This is a genomic window from Paraburkholderia solitsugae (genome assembly GCF_013177695.1).
GTDB classification, from domain to species: domain Bacteria; phylum Pseudomonadota; class Gammaproteobacteria; order Burkholderiales; family Burkholderiaceae; genus Paraburkholderia; species Paraburkholderia solitsugae.
Window position 1 is genome coordinate 50,564 of record NZ_WOEY01000126.1, and the last position, 17,457, is coordinate 68,020.

Annotated in this window: 15 protein-coding genes and 1 pseudogene; 9 read left to right on the plus strand and 7 right to left on the minus strand. The window is 60.8% G+C overall.

Annotated features, from left to right (window positions below; genetic code table 11):
- Positions 1 to 98: 98 nt before the first annotated feature.
- Positions 99 to 680 (plus strand): GNAT family N-acetyltransferase, encoded by a 582-nt coding sequence (locus GNZ12_RS31400; RefSeq protein WP_172316006.1) that lies wholly within the window; start codon positions 99 to 101, stop codon positions 678 to 680.
- Positions 681 to 725: 45 nt separating this feature from the next.
- On the opposite strand, the gene GNZ12_RS31405 is transcribed toward GNZ12_RS31400, so the two are convergent.
- Complete coding sequence (locus GNZ12_RS31405; RefSeq protein ID WP_235993939.1) at positions 726 to 1,430, minus strand: pyridoxamine 5'-phosphate oxidase family protein; 705 nt, start codon at positions 1,428 to 1,430, stop codon at positions 726 to 728.
- A gap of 346 nt (positions 1,431 to 1,776) precedes the next feature.
- Here GNZ12_RS31405 and GNZ12_RS31410 point away from each other — a divergent pair.
- Positions 1,777 to 3,040: pseudogene (locus GNZ12_RS31410) on the plus strand (MFS transporter).
- A 94-nt stretch (positions 3,041 to 3,134) separates the two neighbouring features.
- Here GNZ12_RS31410 and GNZ12_RS31415 read toward each other — a convergent pair.
- A complete protein-coding gene (locus GNZ12_RS31415) occupies positions 3,135 to 4,061 on the minus strand; it encodes a DMT family transporter (RefSeq protein WP_172316007.1) in 927 nt (308 codons plus the stop codon).
- Between the two features lie 123 nt (positions 4,062 to 4,184).
- Here GNZ12_RS31415 and GNZ12_RS31420 point away from each other — a divergent pair, with 123 nt between their 5' ends.
- A complete protein-coding gene (locus tag GNZ12_RS31420; protein WP_172316008.1) occupies positions 4,185 to 5,105 on the plus strand; it encodes a LysR family transcriptional regulator in 921 nt (306 codons plus the stop codon).
- A gap of 146 nt (positions 5,106 to 5,251) precedes the next feature.
- Positions 5,252 to 6,343 carry an asparaginase gene (locus GNZ12_RS31425; RefSeq protein ID WP_172316009.1) on the plus strand — a complete coding sequence of 364 codons (1,092 nt, stop codon included), beginning with the start codon at positions 5,252 to 5,254 and terminating at the stop codon, positions 6,341 to 6,343.
- A gap of 21 nt (positions 6,344 to 6,364) precedes the next feature.
- Here GNZ12_RS31425 and GNZ12_RS31430 read toward each other — a convergent pair whose 3' ends face one another.
- Together GNZ12_RS31430 and GNZ12_RS31435 are read right to left on the minus strand one after the other, a co-directional pair.
- A complete protein-coding gene (locus GNZ12_RS31430; protein ID WP_172316010.1) occupies positions 6,365 to 7,144 on the minus strand; it encodes a hypothetical protein in 780 nt (259 codons plus the stop codon).
- A gap of 1,108 nt (positions 7,145 to 8,252) precedes the next feature.
- Positions 8,253 to 9,230 (minus strand): chemotaxis protein, encoded by a 978-nt coding sequence (locus GNZ12_RS31435; protein ID WP_172316011.1) that lies wholly within the window; start codon positions 9,228 to 9,230, stop codon positions 8,253 to 8,255.
- A 403-nt stretch (positions 9,231 to 9,633) separates the two neighbouring features.
- Between GNZ12_RS31435 and GNZ12_RS31440 the strand changes: the two genes are divergently transcribed.
- From GNZ12_RS31440 to GNZ12_RS31450, 3 genes are all read left to right on the plus strand, one after another.
- On the plus strand, positions 9,634 to 10,185 hold the full coding sequence (locus GNZ12_RS31440) for a DUF4142 domain-containing protein (RefSeq protein ID WP_172316012.1): 552 nt from the start codon (positions 9,634 to 9,636) through the stop codon (positions 10,183 to 10,185).
- 352 nt (positions 10,186 to 10,537) lie between these two features.
- A complete protein-coding gene (locus GNZ12_RS31445; RefSeq protein WP_172316013.1) occupies positions 10,538 to 12,268 on the plus strand; it encodes a tetratricopeptide repeat protein in 1,731 nt (576 codons plus the stop codon).
- Positions 12,269 to 12,307: 39 nt separating this feature from the next.
- Positions 12,308 to 13,333 carry an aldo/keto reductase gene (locus tag GNZ12_RS31450; protein WP_172316014.1) on the plus strand — a complete coding sequence of 342 codons (1,026 nt, stop codon included), beginning with the start codon at positions 12,308 to 12,310 and terminating at the stop codon, positions 13,331 to 13,333.
- Between the two features lie 51 nt (positions 13,334 to 13,384).
- Here GNZ12_RS31450 and GNZ12_RS31455 read toward each other — a convergent pair whose 3' ends face one another.
- From GNZ12_RS31455 to GNZ12_RS31465, 3 genes are all read right to left on the minus strand, one after another.
- Positions 13,385 to 13,828 (minus strand): hypothetical protein, encoded by a 444-nt coding sequence (locus tag GNZ12_RS31455; protein WP_235993940.1) that lies wholly within the window; start codon positions 13,826 to 13,828, stop codon positions 13,385 to 13,387.
- Between the two features lie 202 nt (positions 13,829 to 14,030).
- Positions 14,031 to 14,927 carry an SDR family oxidoreductase gene (locus tag GNZ12_RS31460; RefSeq protein ID WP_172316016.1) on the minus strand — a complete coding sequence of 299 codons (897 nt, stop codon included), beginning with the start codon at positions 14,925 to 14,927 and terminating at the stop codon, positions 14,031 to 14,033.
- Positions 14,928 to 15,006: 79 nt separating this feature from the next.
- Positions 15,007 to 15,750, minus strand: a complete 744-nt coding sequence (locus tag GNZ12_RS31465) for an SDR family oxidoreductase (RefSeq protein WP_172316017.1) — start codon at positions 15,748 to 15,750, stop codon at positions 15,007 to 15,009.
- Between the two features lie 154 nt (positions 15,751 to 15,904).
- On the opposite strand from GNZ12_RS31465, the gene GNZ12_RS31470 reads away from it, so the two are divergent.
- Together GNZ12_RS31470 and GNZ12_RS31475 are read left to right on the plus strand one after the other, a co-directional pair.
- Entirely contained in the window at positions 15,905 to 16,813 is a 909-nt protein-coding gene (locus tag GNZ12_RS31470; RefSeq protein WP_172316018.1) for a LysR family transcriptional regulator, read from the plus strand.
- A 112-nt stretch (positions 16,814 to 16,925) separates the two neighbouring features.
- Positions 16,926 to 17,231 (plus strand): single-stranded DNA-binding protein, encoded by a 306-nt coding sequence (locus tag GNZ12_RS31475; protein WP_172316019.1) that lies wholly within the window; start codon positions 16,926 to 16,928, stop codon positions 17,229 to 17,231.
- Positions 17,232 to 17,457: the final 226 nt, after the last annotated feature.

Genomic DNA, 17,457 nt, shown 5'->3' on the forward strand with positions numbered 1-17,457 from the left:
CGGAAGATTACGGACGGCAACTCACGAGGACCTGAAGTGATCACTGTCTATAGCGGAAGTCATATCCTTCCCAATCAATGGCTTCGAGGTCATAGTCAATGAGCGCAATTGTTGCGAACCCTGCCGAAGTATCCTGTGTCACGGATGTCGTTTCGGATGCGTTTCTTTCCGATCCAGTGTGGAGTTGGGTATTCCATGACAAGCGGAGCATGCGGGCATATTGGGCGATGTTCATTAAGTCGGCACTGCGGTTTCCATTTGTCTTCCGCACAAGAGGCTACGAAGCCGTATCGGTTTGGATTCCGCCAGAAGGCACAGCGTTCCTCCCGGAGGATGCCCAGAGCTTCGAGCAAATTCTGGAAGAGTTGTGTGGCGAAAGGGCTTCTGAAGTCGCAGGATTTCTGGATAAATTTGATGAGGCACATCCCAGGTCGGAGCCACACTACTATCTTGGTTTGCTCGGCACTGCGTCGCAGCACAGAGGCCAAGGCATCGGCATGTCGTTGCTTGGTCAGAATCTGAAATTGATGGACGAGCTTCAAATGCCGGCGTACCTGGAGTCTAGTAACGAGCTGAATAATCCGAAGTACGCGGCGTTAGGTTTTGAGTCGGTTTCTTCGTTTCAGGTGCCTGGAAACGGCCCCATCGTTACGGGAATGTGGAGAGCGCCTCGGTCGTAGTGCCCCTGACGGTGCTGGGTGCGGCCTGATCGTGATTTAGCTTTGCTATTCCATTGAATTCGGACTGGCGGTATGCCAGCTTCGAACGTACTTAGGCGGCTCAGCTGTTTCCGCTTCTGCGATTGGCGCGAGTGGCGCCAATGTCATGGGTAACACGCCTGCCCAAACCGGTAAGCCGAGATCATCGTCGTCGTCTTTCGGGCCACCTGTGCGGATCTTGGCCGCCGCTTCTGTCAGAGAGATACGCAACACCGTTGTTGCAGCAAGTTCTTTCGCGTTTCCAGAACGCACCTCTCGGGCGCGGCCTGGCGCGATGCTTTCAAGGAAGGTCTCCAGCGCTGCCGCCTTGCCTTCACCGGACACTAACTCGAAGGCTCCATAGACCACGGCAGAACGATAGTTCATCGAATGGTTGAATGCCGAGCGAGCCAGCACAAGCCCGTCGAGGTGCGTGACCGTCACGCAAACTTGCGCGCCACTAGCCGCTAACTTAAGCATGCGACTGCCGTTGGATCCGTGGACGTAGAGATGATCGCCTTCCCGCCAGCAGGCGGTGGGAAGGCAGTGCACACCGTCATCGTCTGCGAACGCGATATGACAGACGTACGCTTCATCCAGGATGGCGTAAAGGGTGGCTTGATCATACTGTCCGCGCTGGGCTACCCGGCGAACCTGAGTGCGAAGAGATGGGGCACCTTTTTTATCAATTGTATTCATACCCGTTCCGGCAATAGTGGGAGCAAGTTCCATCGTAGGGAAATCTCGAGATCATCTGTAGACCCAGGGGAGGTCTCGTTCTTGGAGCCACGATTTCGATCCGTACCAGTCGGTCCGCTTGCGCGAACGCGCTCGGGTTATCGGAGCGTTATGTGCATATGATTTTCGAGGCAATGGGTTTGCAGTACAGCAGGTATGTCCTTCAGCAACGTCTGGCGCGCAGATAGGCGGCGCCGGCCTGGCTGAGCACTACTTCGGCTACGCCGCCGGGTAAATGGGTGCGCGTCAGATAGCCGCGCGCGCAGGCGTCCTCCCAGTTAGATAAACTTGCTCTAAACTACTCGCCGCCCAGGCCAGCCTAGTAGCGAGCAAGAAACCCATGCCCCCACCTCCTGCCGATCCCACCGGCGACCCTAGTTTTAGTTTGCCAAAACACCCCGCCTTCCAACGTTTCTGGTGTACCCGCATCCTCTCATCGCTGTCGTTCCAGATGCTCGCAGTAGCAATGGGCTGGCATATCTATGCGCTCACGCACAGCGCTTTCGCGCTGGGCCTCGTCGGCCTCGCTCAATTCCTGCCGATGTTCGTGCTGACGCTCGTGGTCGGCCACGTCGCCGACCGCTACGACCGTCGCCGGATCGCGGCCATCTGCCAAAGCCTCGAAAGCGTCGCTGCATTGCTGTTCGCCTTCGGCACCTTCGGTGGCTGGATCAGCGCGCCCGTCATCTATGTGCTGGCTGCATGCGTGGGCGCGGCCCGCGCTTTCGAATCGCCTGCGGTTGCCTCGCTGTTGCCGGGCGTCGTGCCACGCGGGCAATTGCCCAAAGCCACGGCATGGGCCACCTCCGCGAATCAATCCGCCCAGATTGCAGGGCCCGCCTTGGGCGGCCTGCTGTACGGCATCGGTCCGGGCGCGGCGTATCTCGCATGCACGCTATCGTTCGCGGCCGCTGCGGTCTCCGTGTGGGGCATCCCGTTGCAGGCCAGGCTGGCGAGCCGTGCGCCGGTCACGCTTGAGTCGGTGTTCTCGGGTATCGCTTTTATCCGCAAGGAACCCGTGATACTCGGCGCTCTCTCGCTCGATCTGTTCGCGGTGCTGTTCGGCGGCACGACGGCGCTGTTGCCGGTCTTTGCACGAGACATCCTGCACACAGGGCCGCTCGGTCTCGGTCTGTTGCGCTCGGGCACCGCCATCGGCGCGCTCGCGGGCACCATCTGGCTCGCGCATTTCCCGCTGCGCAACCGGCCCGGTGCCGCGATGTTCGGTGGCGTGATCGCGTTTGGGGCGGCCACGGTCGTGTTCGGCCTGTCGCATCAATTTTTCGTGTCGCTCTTCGCGCTGATGGTGCTGGGTGCATCGGACACCATCAGCGTCGTGGTGCGCCTGTCGCTCGTGCAACTGCGCACGCCTGACGACATGCTGGGCCGCGTCAGCGCGGTCAATTCGCTTTTCATCGGGACATCGAATCAACTGGGCGAGTTCGAATCGCTGCGTGACAGCGGGGTGGTGGGGCGCACAACCGGCCGTGCTGGTGGGCGGCATCGCCACGATCGCTGTTGCCCTGTTGTGGATGCGGTTCTTTCCAGAACTCAAGCGCACGCGTTCGCTGGAGCGGGAAGAGGCGCTGGCGCCGAGCAGTTGATCGACGCGCACGGCGCCCCGAACGGTATCGCACGCATGATTTGACGCGCGCTTCGACCCGCTATGAGGGTGGCAACCTCACTCGGCCACCCTCATCATGCGGATCGCTCGTTGACGCCCGGCGCGCTCACACGCAACGCCGCCCATCGCACCGTCGCGAGAATCGACGCCGCGACGATCAGCGCGCCACCGATCCAGGCCGCCGTTGAAATCCGTTCACCTAACCAGATGCATGCGAACAGCGCGCCGAAGGCGGGCTCGCTGCCCATCAACAGCGACACGCGCGTCGGGTTGCTGCGCTTGATCGCGAAGTTTTGCGCGAAGAACGCGAATAACGTGCACGCGATCACCAGATAGCCGATGTAGCCCCAGAACATGGCGTGCCCGGCGAGCGACGGCACTGGCTGCCATTGTTGCGGCACAAACAGCACCGCCACCGCCGCGCTGCCGAATGCCACCACGCCCGACTGAACCGCTGTCACCGACAAAGGCGGCAACGCGGAGTCGCGCATCACGCGTTTCGTCACACACACATTCAGCGCGCGCAGCAGCGCGGCCAGCAGAATCAGCGCGTCGCCGGGATTGAAACTTAGCGCGCCATCCCCCGCCAGCAGCCAGGCGCCAAACAGCGAAAGCGCGACCGCCGCCCATTCGATGCGGCTCGGTCTGCGCTTGAGCAGCCACCATTCGACGAGCGGCGTCAGCACCACGCACAGGCTAATCAGAAACGCCGCATTGGCCGCGCGCGTCAGCAGAATGCCGAAGGTTTCGCAGAGAAAGATGCCGAGCAGCGGGGTGCCCGCGATCAGCACACCGCGCAGCGTGCGGGCATCGGCGGCGCGCAAATGGCGCAAGGCGGGCGAGAGGATCACGAAGGTGATGCCGAAGCGCAGCGCCAGCAAACCCAGAACCGGATAGAACACCAGGGCGCTTTTGACGACGCCGTAACTGGTGCCCCACACCACGGCGACCGCGAGCAGCATCAGATCGGAGAGCAGAAGCAGGCGTTCTTGTTTCGACATGGCGGACCTCGAGCAGATGAACGCGTATTGTCGAACTTTGCTTGAGAGGCGATAATCGGGTCGATGTGCATAGCATTTATGTCGCAAATGCATTAATCGGCTCAACCTCACGAGCGCTTGACGATGAACCCAACTGACCTTTTCGCTTTGCTGCCGGACATGGCGGTTTTCGCGCGCGTCGTCGATGCCGGCAACTTTTCGGTAGCCGCGCGTCAGCTCGGCAGCACGCCGTCTACTGTCAGCCGCCAGATCAAGCGCCTCGAGGACGCGCTGGCGACACGCCTGCTCGAACGGTCCACGCGTACCGTGCGGGTCACGGAATCGGGTGCCCAGGTGGCGCGTTTCTGCCGCGACATGGTGAGCGCCGCATCGGGCGCGGTGGATGCAGCCGGGCAACTGGCCGGCAGACCGCAAGGCAAAGTGAGCGTGAGCGCACCGACCGCGTTCGCGAAGACCGTGATTCACCCGCTGATCCCCGGCTTTCTGAGGGCCTACGATGAAGTCGACCTGCAACTGCTTTTCACCGATCACGACATCGACCCGCTCGGCGACGATGTCGATCTGGTGATCCGTCTGACCGAGCATCCACCGCAAGGACTCGCGGGACGCAGGCTGGGCGCAGTGCGCTGGCTGCTGGGTGCATCGCCGGCTTATTTGCGTGAGCGCGGCACGCCGGTGCAACCGCGCGATCTTCTCAAGCACGATTGCATCTACCTTGGCGAAACGGCCGACGACAACCGCTGGCGCTTTCGCCGCGGAACGGAGGCACAAAGCGTCGACGTGAAAGGGCGCTACATCGCCAATCATGCGGGCGCACGGCTCGACGCTGCGCAGCAGGATTTCGGCATCGCGAACTTGCCGGAGTTTGCCGCCACCGATGCATTGCTAAGCGGCGAGCTCGTGCAGGTACTGCCCGACTGGAATCTTGAAGCGCGCGCTTACGTAGGATCGGTGTGGCTGCTGTATCCGCCGAACCGGTTTTTGCCGCCGAAGGTGAGGGTGCTGATCGACTATCTTGTCGAGCATATTCACGACGCGGCTTGAGCGCCGGTCCAACTCGTCGTGCACGCAGCACATGCGGTGGTAGTACAGCGTCGGTTTGGATTGAACGGAAGACGAACGTAGAATCGCTCGCGTCACCATGATTCATAGCGATCGCACCGACCGAAGCGATCAGGAGGAGAACGATTATGACCTTGCACGAAACCGGGCCGATTGCGGCGACTGTCTATCGCGGCGAAGCAATCGAGAATACCCATATCGCTCATGTCGCCGTGGTTCAGGCTGATGGCCGCCTGCTGTATTCATTCGGCGATCCGTCGCGCATCACGTTGGCGCGTTCCGCGGCAAAACCCGCGCAGGCCTTGGCTGTGCTGGAAACCGGCGCGCTTGAGCGCTTCGGTTTCGACGAAGCGGACCTCGCGATGATGTGTGGCTCGCATAGCAGCGAGGCGCGTCACATTGAACGCGCGCGGCAGATGCTGGCCAAGGCGCAGGTCAGCGAAGCGGATCTGCGTTGCGGCGGTCATCCTCCACTGTCCGACGCTGTGTATGTCGACTGGTTGAAGCGCGATTTCAAACCGGACGCGGTGTGTAGCAATTGCTCGGGCAAGCATGCCGGCATGCTGGCCGGTGCACGTTCGATCGGCGCCGCGCTTAGTGGGTATGAACTGCCTGAGCATCCATTACAGATACGCGTGAAGCATACCGTCGCCGAGGTATGCGACTTGCCGGACGACGCGGTGCAATGGTCGATCGACGGTTGCAATCTGCCGACGCCGGCGTTTGCCCTCGACCGCCTTGCCCGCCTGTTCGCGAAGCTCGCGTCGGCTGAGGACGAGACGTCGGCTGCCGCTTCTTCTTCCATTGCGCCACGCACCGCTGCGCTCGCACGCATCTATCGTGCGATGGCGGCCCATCCGGAGTGGGTGGCAGGCGAGGGGCGCTTCTGCACTGTGTTAATGCGGGCGTTCGAGGGCGCGCTGATCGGCAAGGTCGGCGCCGACGGCAGCTACGCAATCGGCGTTAGGGCCTCGCGGCAGACTGCGCAGCTTGGCGCCGATGGTGCACTCGGCATTGCGGTGAAGATCGAGGACGGCAACATCGGCGTGCTGTATGCCACTGTTGCTGAACTGCTCGCGCGGCTTGATATCGGCAGCCCTGAGCAACGTGCGCAACTGGGCGCGTTTCATGCGCCGCCGATGATCAACACCATGGGCGTCAAGATTGGCCATCTGGCATTTTCGCTTGCGCTCGAAGCGCATGCGGGCCGCCAGGCGTGAAGCCATGCAGAGCGGCGCTGGTTATGCGTCGTCTTTCTTGAAGCGATCTTGTATGGCCAACAGTTGATCGTCGCTGGTGGCCACGATCCACAGACGGGCGCGTTCGACCATCAGACGATTGTGATCCTTGAGCGCGCCCATCGACACGGCGGTTTTCCAAGCGACGGGTGCGGCGCGGCTGGTTCGTCCTGACGGCGTGCCGACCAGCAATGCGTAGGGTCCGAGGGGCAGCGAGACGAACGGCATGGCTGGCTTGACGCGTACGCGCCAGTCGATGAATGGTGAATCGCTGAAGAGAAGCGGCGTGGGCAGACCATGCAGCACGGTGAAGTCATAGAGCGCGAGTTGTTCGCGCATGGGCCTGTAAGTGCGGCGGATATCGTCGACGAGCGCTGCGCGGATTTCGTCGTCGAACATGGCTTCCTGGGTGTAGTGGTCGACTGCCTGCAGCGCGTCGTGTTGATAGGCGCTGAAGATTGCCAGGTCGACGCAATCGTGAACGGCGCGTTGGACTTCCGCGGCGGAGCCGGCTTCTTCGGGTTTGCCGAGTTGCGCGGCGCGGAGGAAGCGCGCGAGGGCGGCATCCTGGGTTGAGGGGCCGGTGGCGAGTGGGTCGTCGGTGGCGTCTTTGTCTAGCGGGACGTAGAGGTATTTTTCTGCCGCGAAGCGGGATTTTTTGCCGTCATCGAAGGCGATTTCGCCGGTGGCGCAGTTGATGTAGCGCGTGCCGATGTGGCCGTGTTCCCACACGTAGTTTTTCAGGAAGGGACGCAGGGGGTGGAGTGGGTCTGGTTGATGCATTTTGCCTTTGCACTCCGTGCGGGTTGGGGTTTGGGTATGGTCACATAGAATTTGGGTTTTTATGGGGTTTTTTGCCTGCGGCGCGGTTTGGTTGTTTGCCTGCGCGGCGCTTGTTTCGTCTGTTTGCCTGTGGCGGTGGGCTTTGCTTTGGTTTTGTTAGCCTGCGCGGCGCTTTGTTTCTGTGTGCCTACGGCGTTGGCCTTTCCTTGATTTGATATTGGATTATTAGCGTCGCCCCTGTGCGGGGCAGGCACCTACTTTTCTTTGCCTGCCGCAAAGAAAAGTAGGCAAAAGAAAGCGGCTCAAACCGCCAACTCTTAAGCGGGTCCCCTGGCTTGGAGGGGATCGTGGTGCATCTGGAATCCGTGCCCTCGCACCTTCAGCGTGAGTGACAAGGCGCTCATTAGCTCCCACTCCGCACTGCGTGCGTCGCGGATGGGTCTGCATGGGAAACCAGGGGCTTCGATTGCGTGTGGTGGGCCATCAGCTTCGCCTCGGCGAAGCGCCTCCTCACTCAGAGGCGAATTGCACTTCAAATGAAATGTCAAGGCGTCGCACTCTCATTCGCCTCATAGTCACAGCCGAAGCCGAAGCCGAAGCCGATGCCGATGCCGATGCCGAGATGCCGAGATGTCGAGATGTCGAGATGTCGAGATGCCGCCATCGCAGTTGCAGTTGCAGTGGCAGTGGCGATGCGATGACGAGCCACGGCACCGGGTAAAGCGCGGGCGCCAATCGCAGCGGGTGGTTTTATGAAATACGCTTCGGCGCGCGCAGCGCTGCCGGAAGAATGACTGCTGTGTCACTGACGCTGAATGTGCGAGAACACAGATTCCAGATGCACCACTACCGTGGCTGCGCGGGGGACCCGCTTAAGAATTAGCGGTTTGAGCCGCTTTCTCTTGCTTACTTCTCTTTGCGGCCGGCAAAGAGAAGTAAGTGCCCGCCCCGCACAGGGGCGACGCTAATAAACCGATAAGAAAACAAGGAAAGGCCAACGCCGCAAGGGCACACCCAAAGAGCGCCGCGCAGGCAAAAAACTAGGCAAGGCCCAACGCCATAGGCACACAGACGAAACAAACCGCGCCGCAGGCAAAAAACCGCAACTTCAAACAACTGCTGCCGCAGGCACCCCCCCAAGCGCATTGCGAATAGCATCAGCCAGCTCAGCGGCTGCAAACTTCGCCACATACCCATTCGCGCCAGCATTCTTCACATGCGCCTCATTAGCGGCGCCAGTCAAAGAAGAATGAATAATCACCGGAATATCCCGGGTCCGCTCGTCAGCCTTGATCTGACGCGTCAACATAAACCCATCCATCTCCGGCATCTCGAGATCGGTCAACACCAGCGCAATACTATCCTTCACCCGCGTGCCGGTAGCCTGCGCTTCACGCGCGGCCTGCTGTAACGTATTCCACGCCTCCTCGCCGGTCTTGGTCATCACGTAATCCGCGCCGATCGCGCTCAACGCCTGCTCGATCAGCTTGCGTGCAAAACCGGAATCGTCAGCGGCAAGAATCTTCGCGCCACGGCGAATGCCAAGCGCCTCACCAACAGAAGTCGGGTCGACGCTCGGATGCTGCGACGGAAACACGTCACGCAACACCTGCTCCACATCGATCACCTGGGCGAGCCGCGAGTCGCCCGTGTTGCCGTCGATACGCGCGATGCTCGTCACCAGATTGCCGCCGGCCGAGCCTTCGGCGGATAGCACCTGATTCCACTCGAGCCGAACAATGTCGTCCACTTCTTCGACCGCAAAAGCCTGCGTCGAACGCGCGAATTCCGTCACCAGCAAAATGTTCAGACCACGTGTCGGCTCGCAACCCATCAGGCGCGGTAAATCGATCACGGGAATGATCTGCCCGCGAATGTCCACAGCACCCATGACGTACGGCGACGAACCCGCAATCGGCGTCACCGGCGGCATCGTCGAGATTTCACGCACCTTGAAGACGTTAATGCCGTAAAGCTCGTGCGCGTCGCTGCCGGGAACGGATCCCAGCCGATACAGCAATAACTCGAACTTGTTGGAACTCGTCAGGTTGCTGCGTTCGTCGTTCGCGCGGTGATCTACTGCCATCGAAACTCCCCAGAGATTGCGGTGCGAGTGGTGCGCCATGCAACCCCTTCGTTCGGTCCTGGCGCGTGCCCTACCTTTTTGTTATCGGCGCAACAGCAGGAAAGTTCAGTGAACTCAGGCGGTTTATTGATGCTTTCTGGTTAACACCCAGCCGCTATTCGGGTAGGAAGCGGGCCGCGGCCCTACAGTAAAAGGTGGGTCATTTGTATGAAGGTTACCTAACGTTACAGAAGCGACAGCATGGTTTCACATGCTGGGTAATGAGCCTCCTAGAATGCACAGCGATAAGAGCGCGGCGCCGTTAGTCAGTCGCAAGCGACTTGCAAGGTATCAATGCAATCGCACGCAGTGGCCACGGCGCACACGCATCGCTGTCGTTTCGCTTCCACTCCAAGGAGAACATATGATCCGCTTGCCTCTCGCCGTCATCACCAGTGCCTGCGTCGCCAGCCTTATGGCCGTCGCTACCGCGGCCAGTGCTCAGACCCCGTCGGCCGCGCCAGACGCCGCTCGTATTCATGCCGCCGACCAGGCCTTCATCACCGACGCGACCAAGGATGTCGCCACGCAGCGCGACGCCGCACGCATCGCCGCCTCGCGCTCCACCGACCACGACGTGAAGGCATTTGCCGAGCGCGTGTCGAACGACAACGCAAAAATCTCGGACGCGCTGCGCGCCGCGAGTCCGCGTGGGGTCGACGTGCCGAAGAACGATCCGGACGCGGCAGTGCTCGCGAGCATCAATAACCTGCGGGGCGCCGACTTCGACAAGACCTATATCGAGCAGGTCGCGCTCGCCGGCGAACAGAAAACGCTGTCGGCATTCCAGGCGGAAATCGCTTCGGGCCGCGACGAACAATTGAAGGACGCGGCGAAGAAGGCGCTGCCGACCATCCAGGAGCATTACGCGATGGCTCAGGAGCTCGCCAAGCGCAAGCATCTGGCTGCCGAGTAAGCCGCACACCAGACCCACCAGGCCGGCCAGACACGGTCTGGCACAGTCTGAGCATCAAGGCGCGCGTCACGTTGCGGCGTGACGCGCCCCACCATGTGGCACAAAAAACGCCTCCAAAAGGCGCTTAAAAAAAGCGCCTAAAAAAAAGACACCTAAAAACCGCCTCCAAAACCAGCAGCAACTCTCTCGCTCGCGACAATGATGGGCCGCCTGCACGCAGCAGGCCGACTGCGTTCTTTTCGGCGATAATCGGCTTCGTTCTTTCGGGCCTGGCCTGCGCGGCTTTCAGCGCGATTCATGCAGTTCGAAAGCGGTTTCCCGATTCCATCCGCATTCAATCAAAGCTCACCTCATGTGCAAGCCCGCCAATCTTCCGCAACAGTTGGACCTTATCCTTCGGCAGGCCGTCGCGCTTCAGCAGAACGGCGCTTTCGCCGAGGCCGAAGAACTCTACCGTGAGATTCTCGAACTCAAACCCCGCCATTTCGAGGCGCTGCAATTGATGGGCGCGCTCGCGCTGCAAGCGGGTCGTGTACAGGAGGGCATCGAGTTCCTCAGAAGGGCGCTCGCCATCAATGCGAAGCAGGCGCCGCTTCATTCGAATCTCGCCTATGCGCTCAATGCCTTGCAACGTTTCGACGAAGCGCTCGGCAGTGCCGATCGCGCGCTCGCATTGCAGGCCAAATTCCCGGACGCACTCAACAATCGCGGCAATGCGCAAGCCGGCCTGAACTTGCCACGCGAAGCGCTCGGCAGCTTTGATCGCGCGATCGCTTTGATGCCGGATTTCGCGCAAGCCTGGAACAATCGCGCCTGCGTGCTGCGCGATCTGGCCCGCCCCGCCGACGCCCTTGCAAGCTGCGATCACGCGCTCACACTACAGCCGAACTATCCGGACGCTTGGAGCAATCGCGGTAATGCGCTCAGCGATCTGAACCAGCCGGATGAAGCGCGGCAAAGCTATCAGCGTGCGCTCGAACTCGCCCCTGCATTTGCCGATGCCTGGAACAACCTCGGCCTGACGCAGATCGATCTCAATGACCACGCGCAGGCGTTGCAGAGCTATGAGCGGGCGTTGACGGTGAATCCCGCCGCTGCCGAGACGCATTGGAACCGGTCGTTGTGTCTGCTGCAACTGGGGCAGTTGGAAGCAGGATGGAAGGAATACGAATGGCGCTGGGAGCGTAGCCGGATCAAGGCAAGCCGGCGCACCTTCGCGCAACCGCTTTGGCTGGGCGATTTTTCAATCGAAGGCAAAACGATTCTGCTGCACGCCGAGCAGGGCCTCGGCGACACGCTGCAGTTTTGCCGCTATGCGGCGATGGTGTCGAAGCTCGGCGCAAAGGTCGTGCTGGAAGTGCCGGGTGAGTTGATGCGGCTAATGTCCACGCTCGACGGTGTGGATCAATTGATCGAAGCCGGCCACGCGCTGCCGCCATTCGATTGTCACTGTCCGTTGCTAAGCCTGCCGCTCGCGTTCAAGACCGATCTCGCGAGTATTCCGTCAAAGACGCCTTATCTGTTCACCGACCCGCAAGCGACGCGTGAATGGTACAAGCGTATCGCAGCACAAGCGCAAGGGCGCTTGAAGGTCGGACTCGTCTGGGCGGGCGGGAATCGGCCGCATGTCGCAGAGCTCCGCAAGAACGACGCACGCCGTTCGATTACGTTCGAGCGACTCGCACCGATTCTCGACGTGCCGAACGTACAGTTCTTCAGCCTGCAAAAAGGACCGGCCGCGCTGCAATTGCCGCGCAACGATTCGCCCCCCAACGTTGTTGACTACACGGAAGAACTCGAGGACTTCGCCGACACGGCGGCGCTGGTGGCAAACCTCGACCTGGTGATATCGGTGGACACGTCCAGCGCGCATCTGGCCGGTGCGCTTGGCAAGCCGGTATGGATTCTGAACCGCTTCGACACGTGCTGGCGCTGGATGCTGGAACGTACCGATACGCCCTGGTACGCGCAAGCGAGGTTGTTCCGGCAGCCGGCATTGGGCGATTGGGACAGCGTGATTCGAAGTGCGCGTGACGCGCTGGCCGCGTTCGCCGACACGTTTGCCTGGACGCGCGTAGACTGAGTGTCCGTTTATCGACGGACAGGCCACGGAGATACGTCAATGGAATACAGACATCTGGGTGCATCCGGTTTCAAGGTGCCGGTACTGAGTTTCGGCACGGGCACATTCGGCGGCAAGGGTGAATTCTTTCAGGCGTGGGGCGCCACCGACGTCGCCGAAGCGCGTCGCCTGATCGACATCTGTTTCGATGCGGGCGTCACGATGTTCGACACTGCCGACATCTATTCGAGCGGCGCTTCCGAGTCGGTGCTTGGTGAAGCGCTCAAGGGCAAGCGCGACAAAGCGATCATCTCGACCAAGGCGACCTTCCGTTTCGACGAGGGTCCGAACAATGTCGGCTCGTCGCGCTTTCATCTGATTCAGGCGGTGGACGCGGCGCTCAAACGTCTGCAAACCGACTACATCGACCTGTTCCAGTTGCACGGTTTCGACGCAAAGACGCCAATCGTTGAAGTCATGTCGACGCTCGACGATCTCGTGCGCGCCGGCAAGATCCGCTACACGGGGGTGTCGAACTTCTCCGGCTGGCATCTGATGAAATCGCAGGACACCGCGGATCGTTACGGCTATCCGCGTTATGTTGCGAACCAGACTTACTACTCGCTGATCGGCCGCGATTACGAGTGGGAGTTGATGCCGCTCGGCGTCGATCAAGGTGTGGGGGCGGTGGTGTGGAGTCCGCTCGGCTGGGGGCGTCTCACCGGCAAGATCAAGCGCGGTCAGCCATTGCCGGAAACGAGCCGTCTGCATAAAACCGCCGACATGGGCCCACCGGTGCCGGACGAGTATCTGTTCCGCGTGCTCGATGCGATCGACGAAGTCGCGGCCGAAACCGGCAAGACCGTGCCGCAAATCGCGCTGAACTGGCTGCTGCAGCGGCCGACCGTGTCGACGGTGCTAATCGGTGCGCGCAACGAAGAGCAGTTGCGGCAGAACCTCGGCGCAGTAGGCTGGAATCTGACGGCCGAGCAGGTGGCGAAACTCGACGCTGCAAGCGCTGTACGTCCCGCGTATCCGTACTGGCATCAGGAAGGATTTGTGGAGCGTAATCCGAAGGCGGTTTAAGCAGGCTTGGTTGGCATTTGCACAGCGTAACAACCCGCTCCGGCTCGACGGCTATTTGACGAGTTCGGCCGGAGCGGCGAACAGTTCGCGGTAATAGCGTCGGCCTGCATCGAGATGTTCGTCGAATGCGAAACCTTGTTCGAGCATCGCGTCGAAGTCGGCGCGTTCGATTTTCATCACATAGCTGTGTTCGGTAGTGACAAGACGGCATGCCTGATCGGTGACTGCCGTGCTAAACCATTTCCCTGCGTCCGCATGGCCCGCCGGATATGATTGTTTGCCGTATTCGATTTGCCAACCGCCGTCCAGCAGAATCCACATGCCTTGATTGTTCGCGGCGCCGTGCGCGCTGCCGTCGCATTGCGCGACCACGGTGCCGGGTTGCGCTTCCCATTCATGCGAATGGCTGATTACCCAACGCAGTTGTTCGGTCGTCAGACTCGTGAAGAAGGGCGTGTGCTTCAACAAATGAAGGTAAGTCACAGAGGGTTTCATTTCAGTACTCCGTGTGGTGAGGGGCGCGTCCGGCGACTGAGGTTGTGGTCGCGCATCGCATGCGGCGATCAGAAAGGGTAGTAGGACCGCGCCAGCGATCAGGATTGAAAGTTTCATGAACGGGTGTGTTCAAAGCGGGAAAGGAACAGCGGGACGCCAAGGCTCATCGATCACGCCTGGCGTCCCTTGCTGCAATGTTCGATTAACGCTTGATCCTCGCTTCGAGCAGATCGCCCATGCCGATCCGTTTGGCGAACTCGATGCGCACGCGTTCCGAGACTTCGAGCACTTCACGCGCGCCGTCACCGACGAAGTCGATCACCGAGCGCATCGGCCGCTCGCCTGACGGCAACGCGACGATTCGCACGATTTCATCGGCCACGGCTTGCGGATCGGCGTCGTCCGGTGTGAGTTCGGACAGGCGCTCGCCGATCTGATCCATCACGCCGTCATAGCGTGCATACGCGGCGGCGCGTTCCGCATCGGCTGGTTTGCCGGCGCTCGGAAAGTGTGCGGTGCCGCGAGTGAACGCGCCTGGCACCACGATCGAGGTTTCGATCCCGAAGCGGGCGATTTCGTAGGCGAGGGTGACCGCCAAAGAATCCATCGCAGCCTTTGCGGCGCCGTAGGGCCCGAGGAAGGGCGGAAAGCCACCCTTGGTCGTCGTGCTGCTGATCCACAACATCAAGCCGGCTTCCTGATTCCGCAGATACGGCAGCACCGCACGGTTCACACGCTGCGCGCCGAACAGGTTGGTGTCGAACACCTTCACCATTTCTTCGGGCGTGAACGCTTCGCTCGGGCCGACCACCAGATGCCCCGCGTTCTGCATCACCACGTCGAGTCGTCCTTGTTCGCGGATGATCGTCGCGGCGGCGGCATCGGCGGATTCTTGCGACAACACGTCGAGTTCGAGCGGATGCAGCTGGATGTCCTTCGCTTTGGCGAGCGCCTGCATTTCGTCGGCTCGCGGCTTGTTGCGTCCTTCGACATCGCGCATCGTCGCGTAGACGATATGGCCGGCTTCGGCCAACGATTGCGCGGTGAGTTTGCCAATGCCCGTACCCGCGCCCGTCACCAGGATGATGTTCTTCTGCATTTTCTTCTCCGATTCGATGAAAGTGATACGACCTATGAAAGTGCTATGAAAAAGGCTCTTTAAGCGTTATCAAGCGGGGTTAAGCCACGCCGCCGTTGGCGCGCAGGATCTGGCCATTGACCCAGCCTGCATCCGGACCCACGAGGAAGGAGACCACCGAGGCGATGTCGTCCGGCTGGCCGAGGCGTTGCAGCGGCGGCATCTTCGCGAAGGTCTGGATCTGTTCTTCGGTCTTGCCGTCGAGGAACAGCGAGGTGGCGATCGGGCCCGGCGCAACCGCGTTGACGGTGATGTTGCGACCACGCAGTTCCTTGGCGAACACGTGCGTGAAGGCTTCGACGGCGGCCTTGGTGCCGTTGTAGATCGCATAGCCCGGCATGTTCAGTGCCAGCGTCGTGCTCGAGAAGTTGACGATGCGTCCGCCGTTGTTCATCCGTGCGGCTGCTTCGCGCAGGGTGTTGAAGGTGCCGCGCACGTTGATGTCGAAGGTCTGGTCGTACAGCGCGTCGCTGGTGTCGGCGAGCGGCACCGTCTTGAGCACGCCGGCGTTGTTGACCAGCACGTCCACCTTGCCGAGTTGCTGTTCGGTGGTCTCGAACATGCGACGCACGTCGTCGGCTTTCGAAACGTCGGCCTTCACGGCGATGGCCTTGGCGCCCGCCGCCGTGAGTTGCGCGACTAGCGCATCGGCCTCCGTTGAGCTCGATGCGTAGTTCACGGCAACCGCGAAGCCGTCGTTGGCGAGGCGTTGCGCAACCGCTGCGCCGATGCCACGGGATGCGCCGGTAACGATGGCGACTTGGGCGTTTTTGATCGTGTTCATGATTCGTTTCCTTCTGTGTGGTGGGTTGGTGAAACGAATCATGGTCGCTTTCGTCGATGAGATAATCTGGTTAGAATTGCCATTATCATTCCATTTGCTTTAACAATTGATCGACAGGCCGCCGAATCGCCGGCCCGTCACAAAGGCATCAACCATGGATCGCTTTGAGGAAATGCGCGTGTTCGTACGGATCGCCGAGCGGCAAAGCTTCACGCGCGCCTCGGACGACCTGCAGATTCCGCGCGCCACCGTCACCAATCTGATGAAGCGTATGGAGCAGCGGCTCGGCGCCCGGCTTCTCGAGCGCACCACGCGCTCGGTACGCCTGACGCACGACGGTGAGGCGTATTACCGCCGCTGCGTGCGGCTGATCGCGGATATGGAGGAGGCGGAAGGCTCGTTTACGAACATCGCGCCGAAGGGTCTGCTGCGGGTGAATTTGCAGGGCACCTTGGCGCGGCACTTCGTCGTGCCGGCGCTCCCGGCGTTTCTCGCGCGGTTTCCAGACATTGAGCTGACGATCGGCGAGGATGACCGGTTGGTCGATCTGGTGCGGGAGGGGATCGATTGCGTGCTGCGGGCGGGGAATCTGCAGGATTCGTCGATGGTGGGGCGGCGTGTCGCGCAGTTGTCGCAAGTGACGGTGGCGAGTCCGGCGTATCTGGAGGCGTATGGCGAGCCAGCCGATCCGGCGGCCTTGTCCGCGCATCGGGCGGTCAATTACCTGTCCAGCGCGACCGGCAAGCCGGTGCCGCTCGAATTCAGAATCGACGGCCGCGATACGGCCACGTACCTGCCGTCGGCGGTATCGGTGACCGGCGCCGATCTCTACACGGGCTCGGCGGTGGCCGGGCTCGGCATCGTGCAAGTACCGCAATACCGTGTGGCGGGCGAGCTGGCGTCCGGGCGGCTAAAGATCATCCTCGCGGATTTCCCGCCGCCGCCGATGCCGGTTTCGGTGCTGTATCCGCAGAATCGCCAGTTGTCGTCGCGTGTGCGGGTGTTTGCACAGTGGTTGCGCGATATTTTCGAGGCGGCGGGCGCGCAGACGGGTTCGCGGTGAAGGCGCGAGCGGTTCGTGCTTTTGCGTAAGCGGCGCTGCGTATCGTGGGATCATACGTGTCGTGCAGAGCGATGTTGCTTTTTGCACGGTACGGAATAACAGGAGCAGGACGATGATCGATGGACTGGTGGGCGGGCGTTTGTACGGCGAGGCGCAGATTCGCACTGGGCAGAATGGCAAGCGCTTTGTGACCTGCAAGGTACGGGCGACCACCAATGATGGCGATACGATTTTCGTCAACGTGATTGCGTTTGATGATGATGTGCAGACTGCGTTGCTGGCTTTGGCTGACGCAGATAGTGTTGCGTTGAGTGGGGCGTTGACGCCCAAGGTTTGGACTGACAAGAATGGGTTGATTAAGCCTGCTATGGATATGGTTGCACATAAGGTGCTTGTGGGGTATCGGGGGGAAGGGTAATAGTCCTTTTTGCCTTTGGCGGCGGCATTGGCTGTTTGCCTGTGGCGGTGGGCTTTGCTTTGGGTTTGTTTGCCTGCTCGGCGCTTGTTTCTGTGTGCCTACGGTGTTGGCCTTTCCTTGATTTGTTATTGGTCTATTAGCGTCGCCCCTGTGCGGGGCGGGCACCTACTTTTCTTTGCCTGCCGCAAAGAAAAGTAGGCAAAAGAAAGCGGCTCACCCCCGCTAG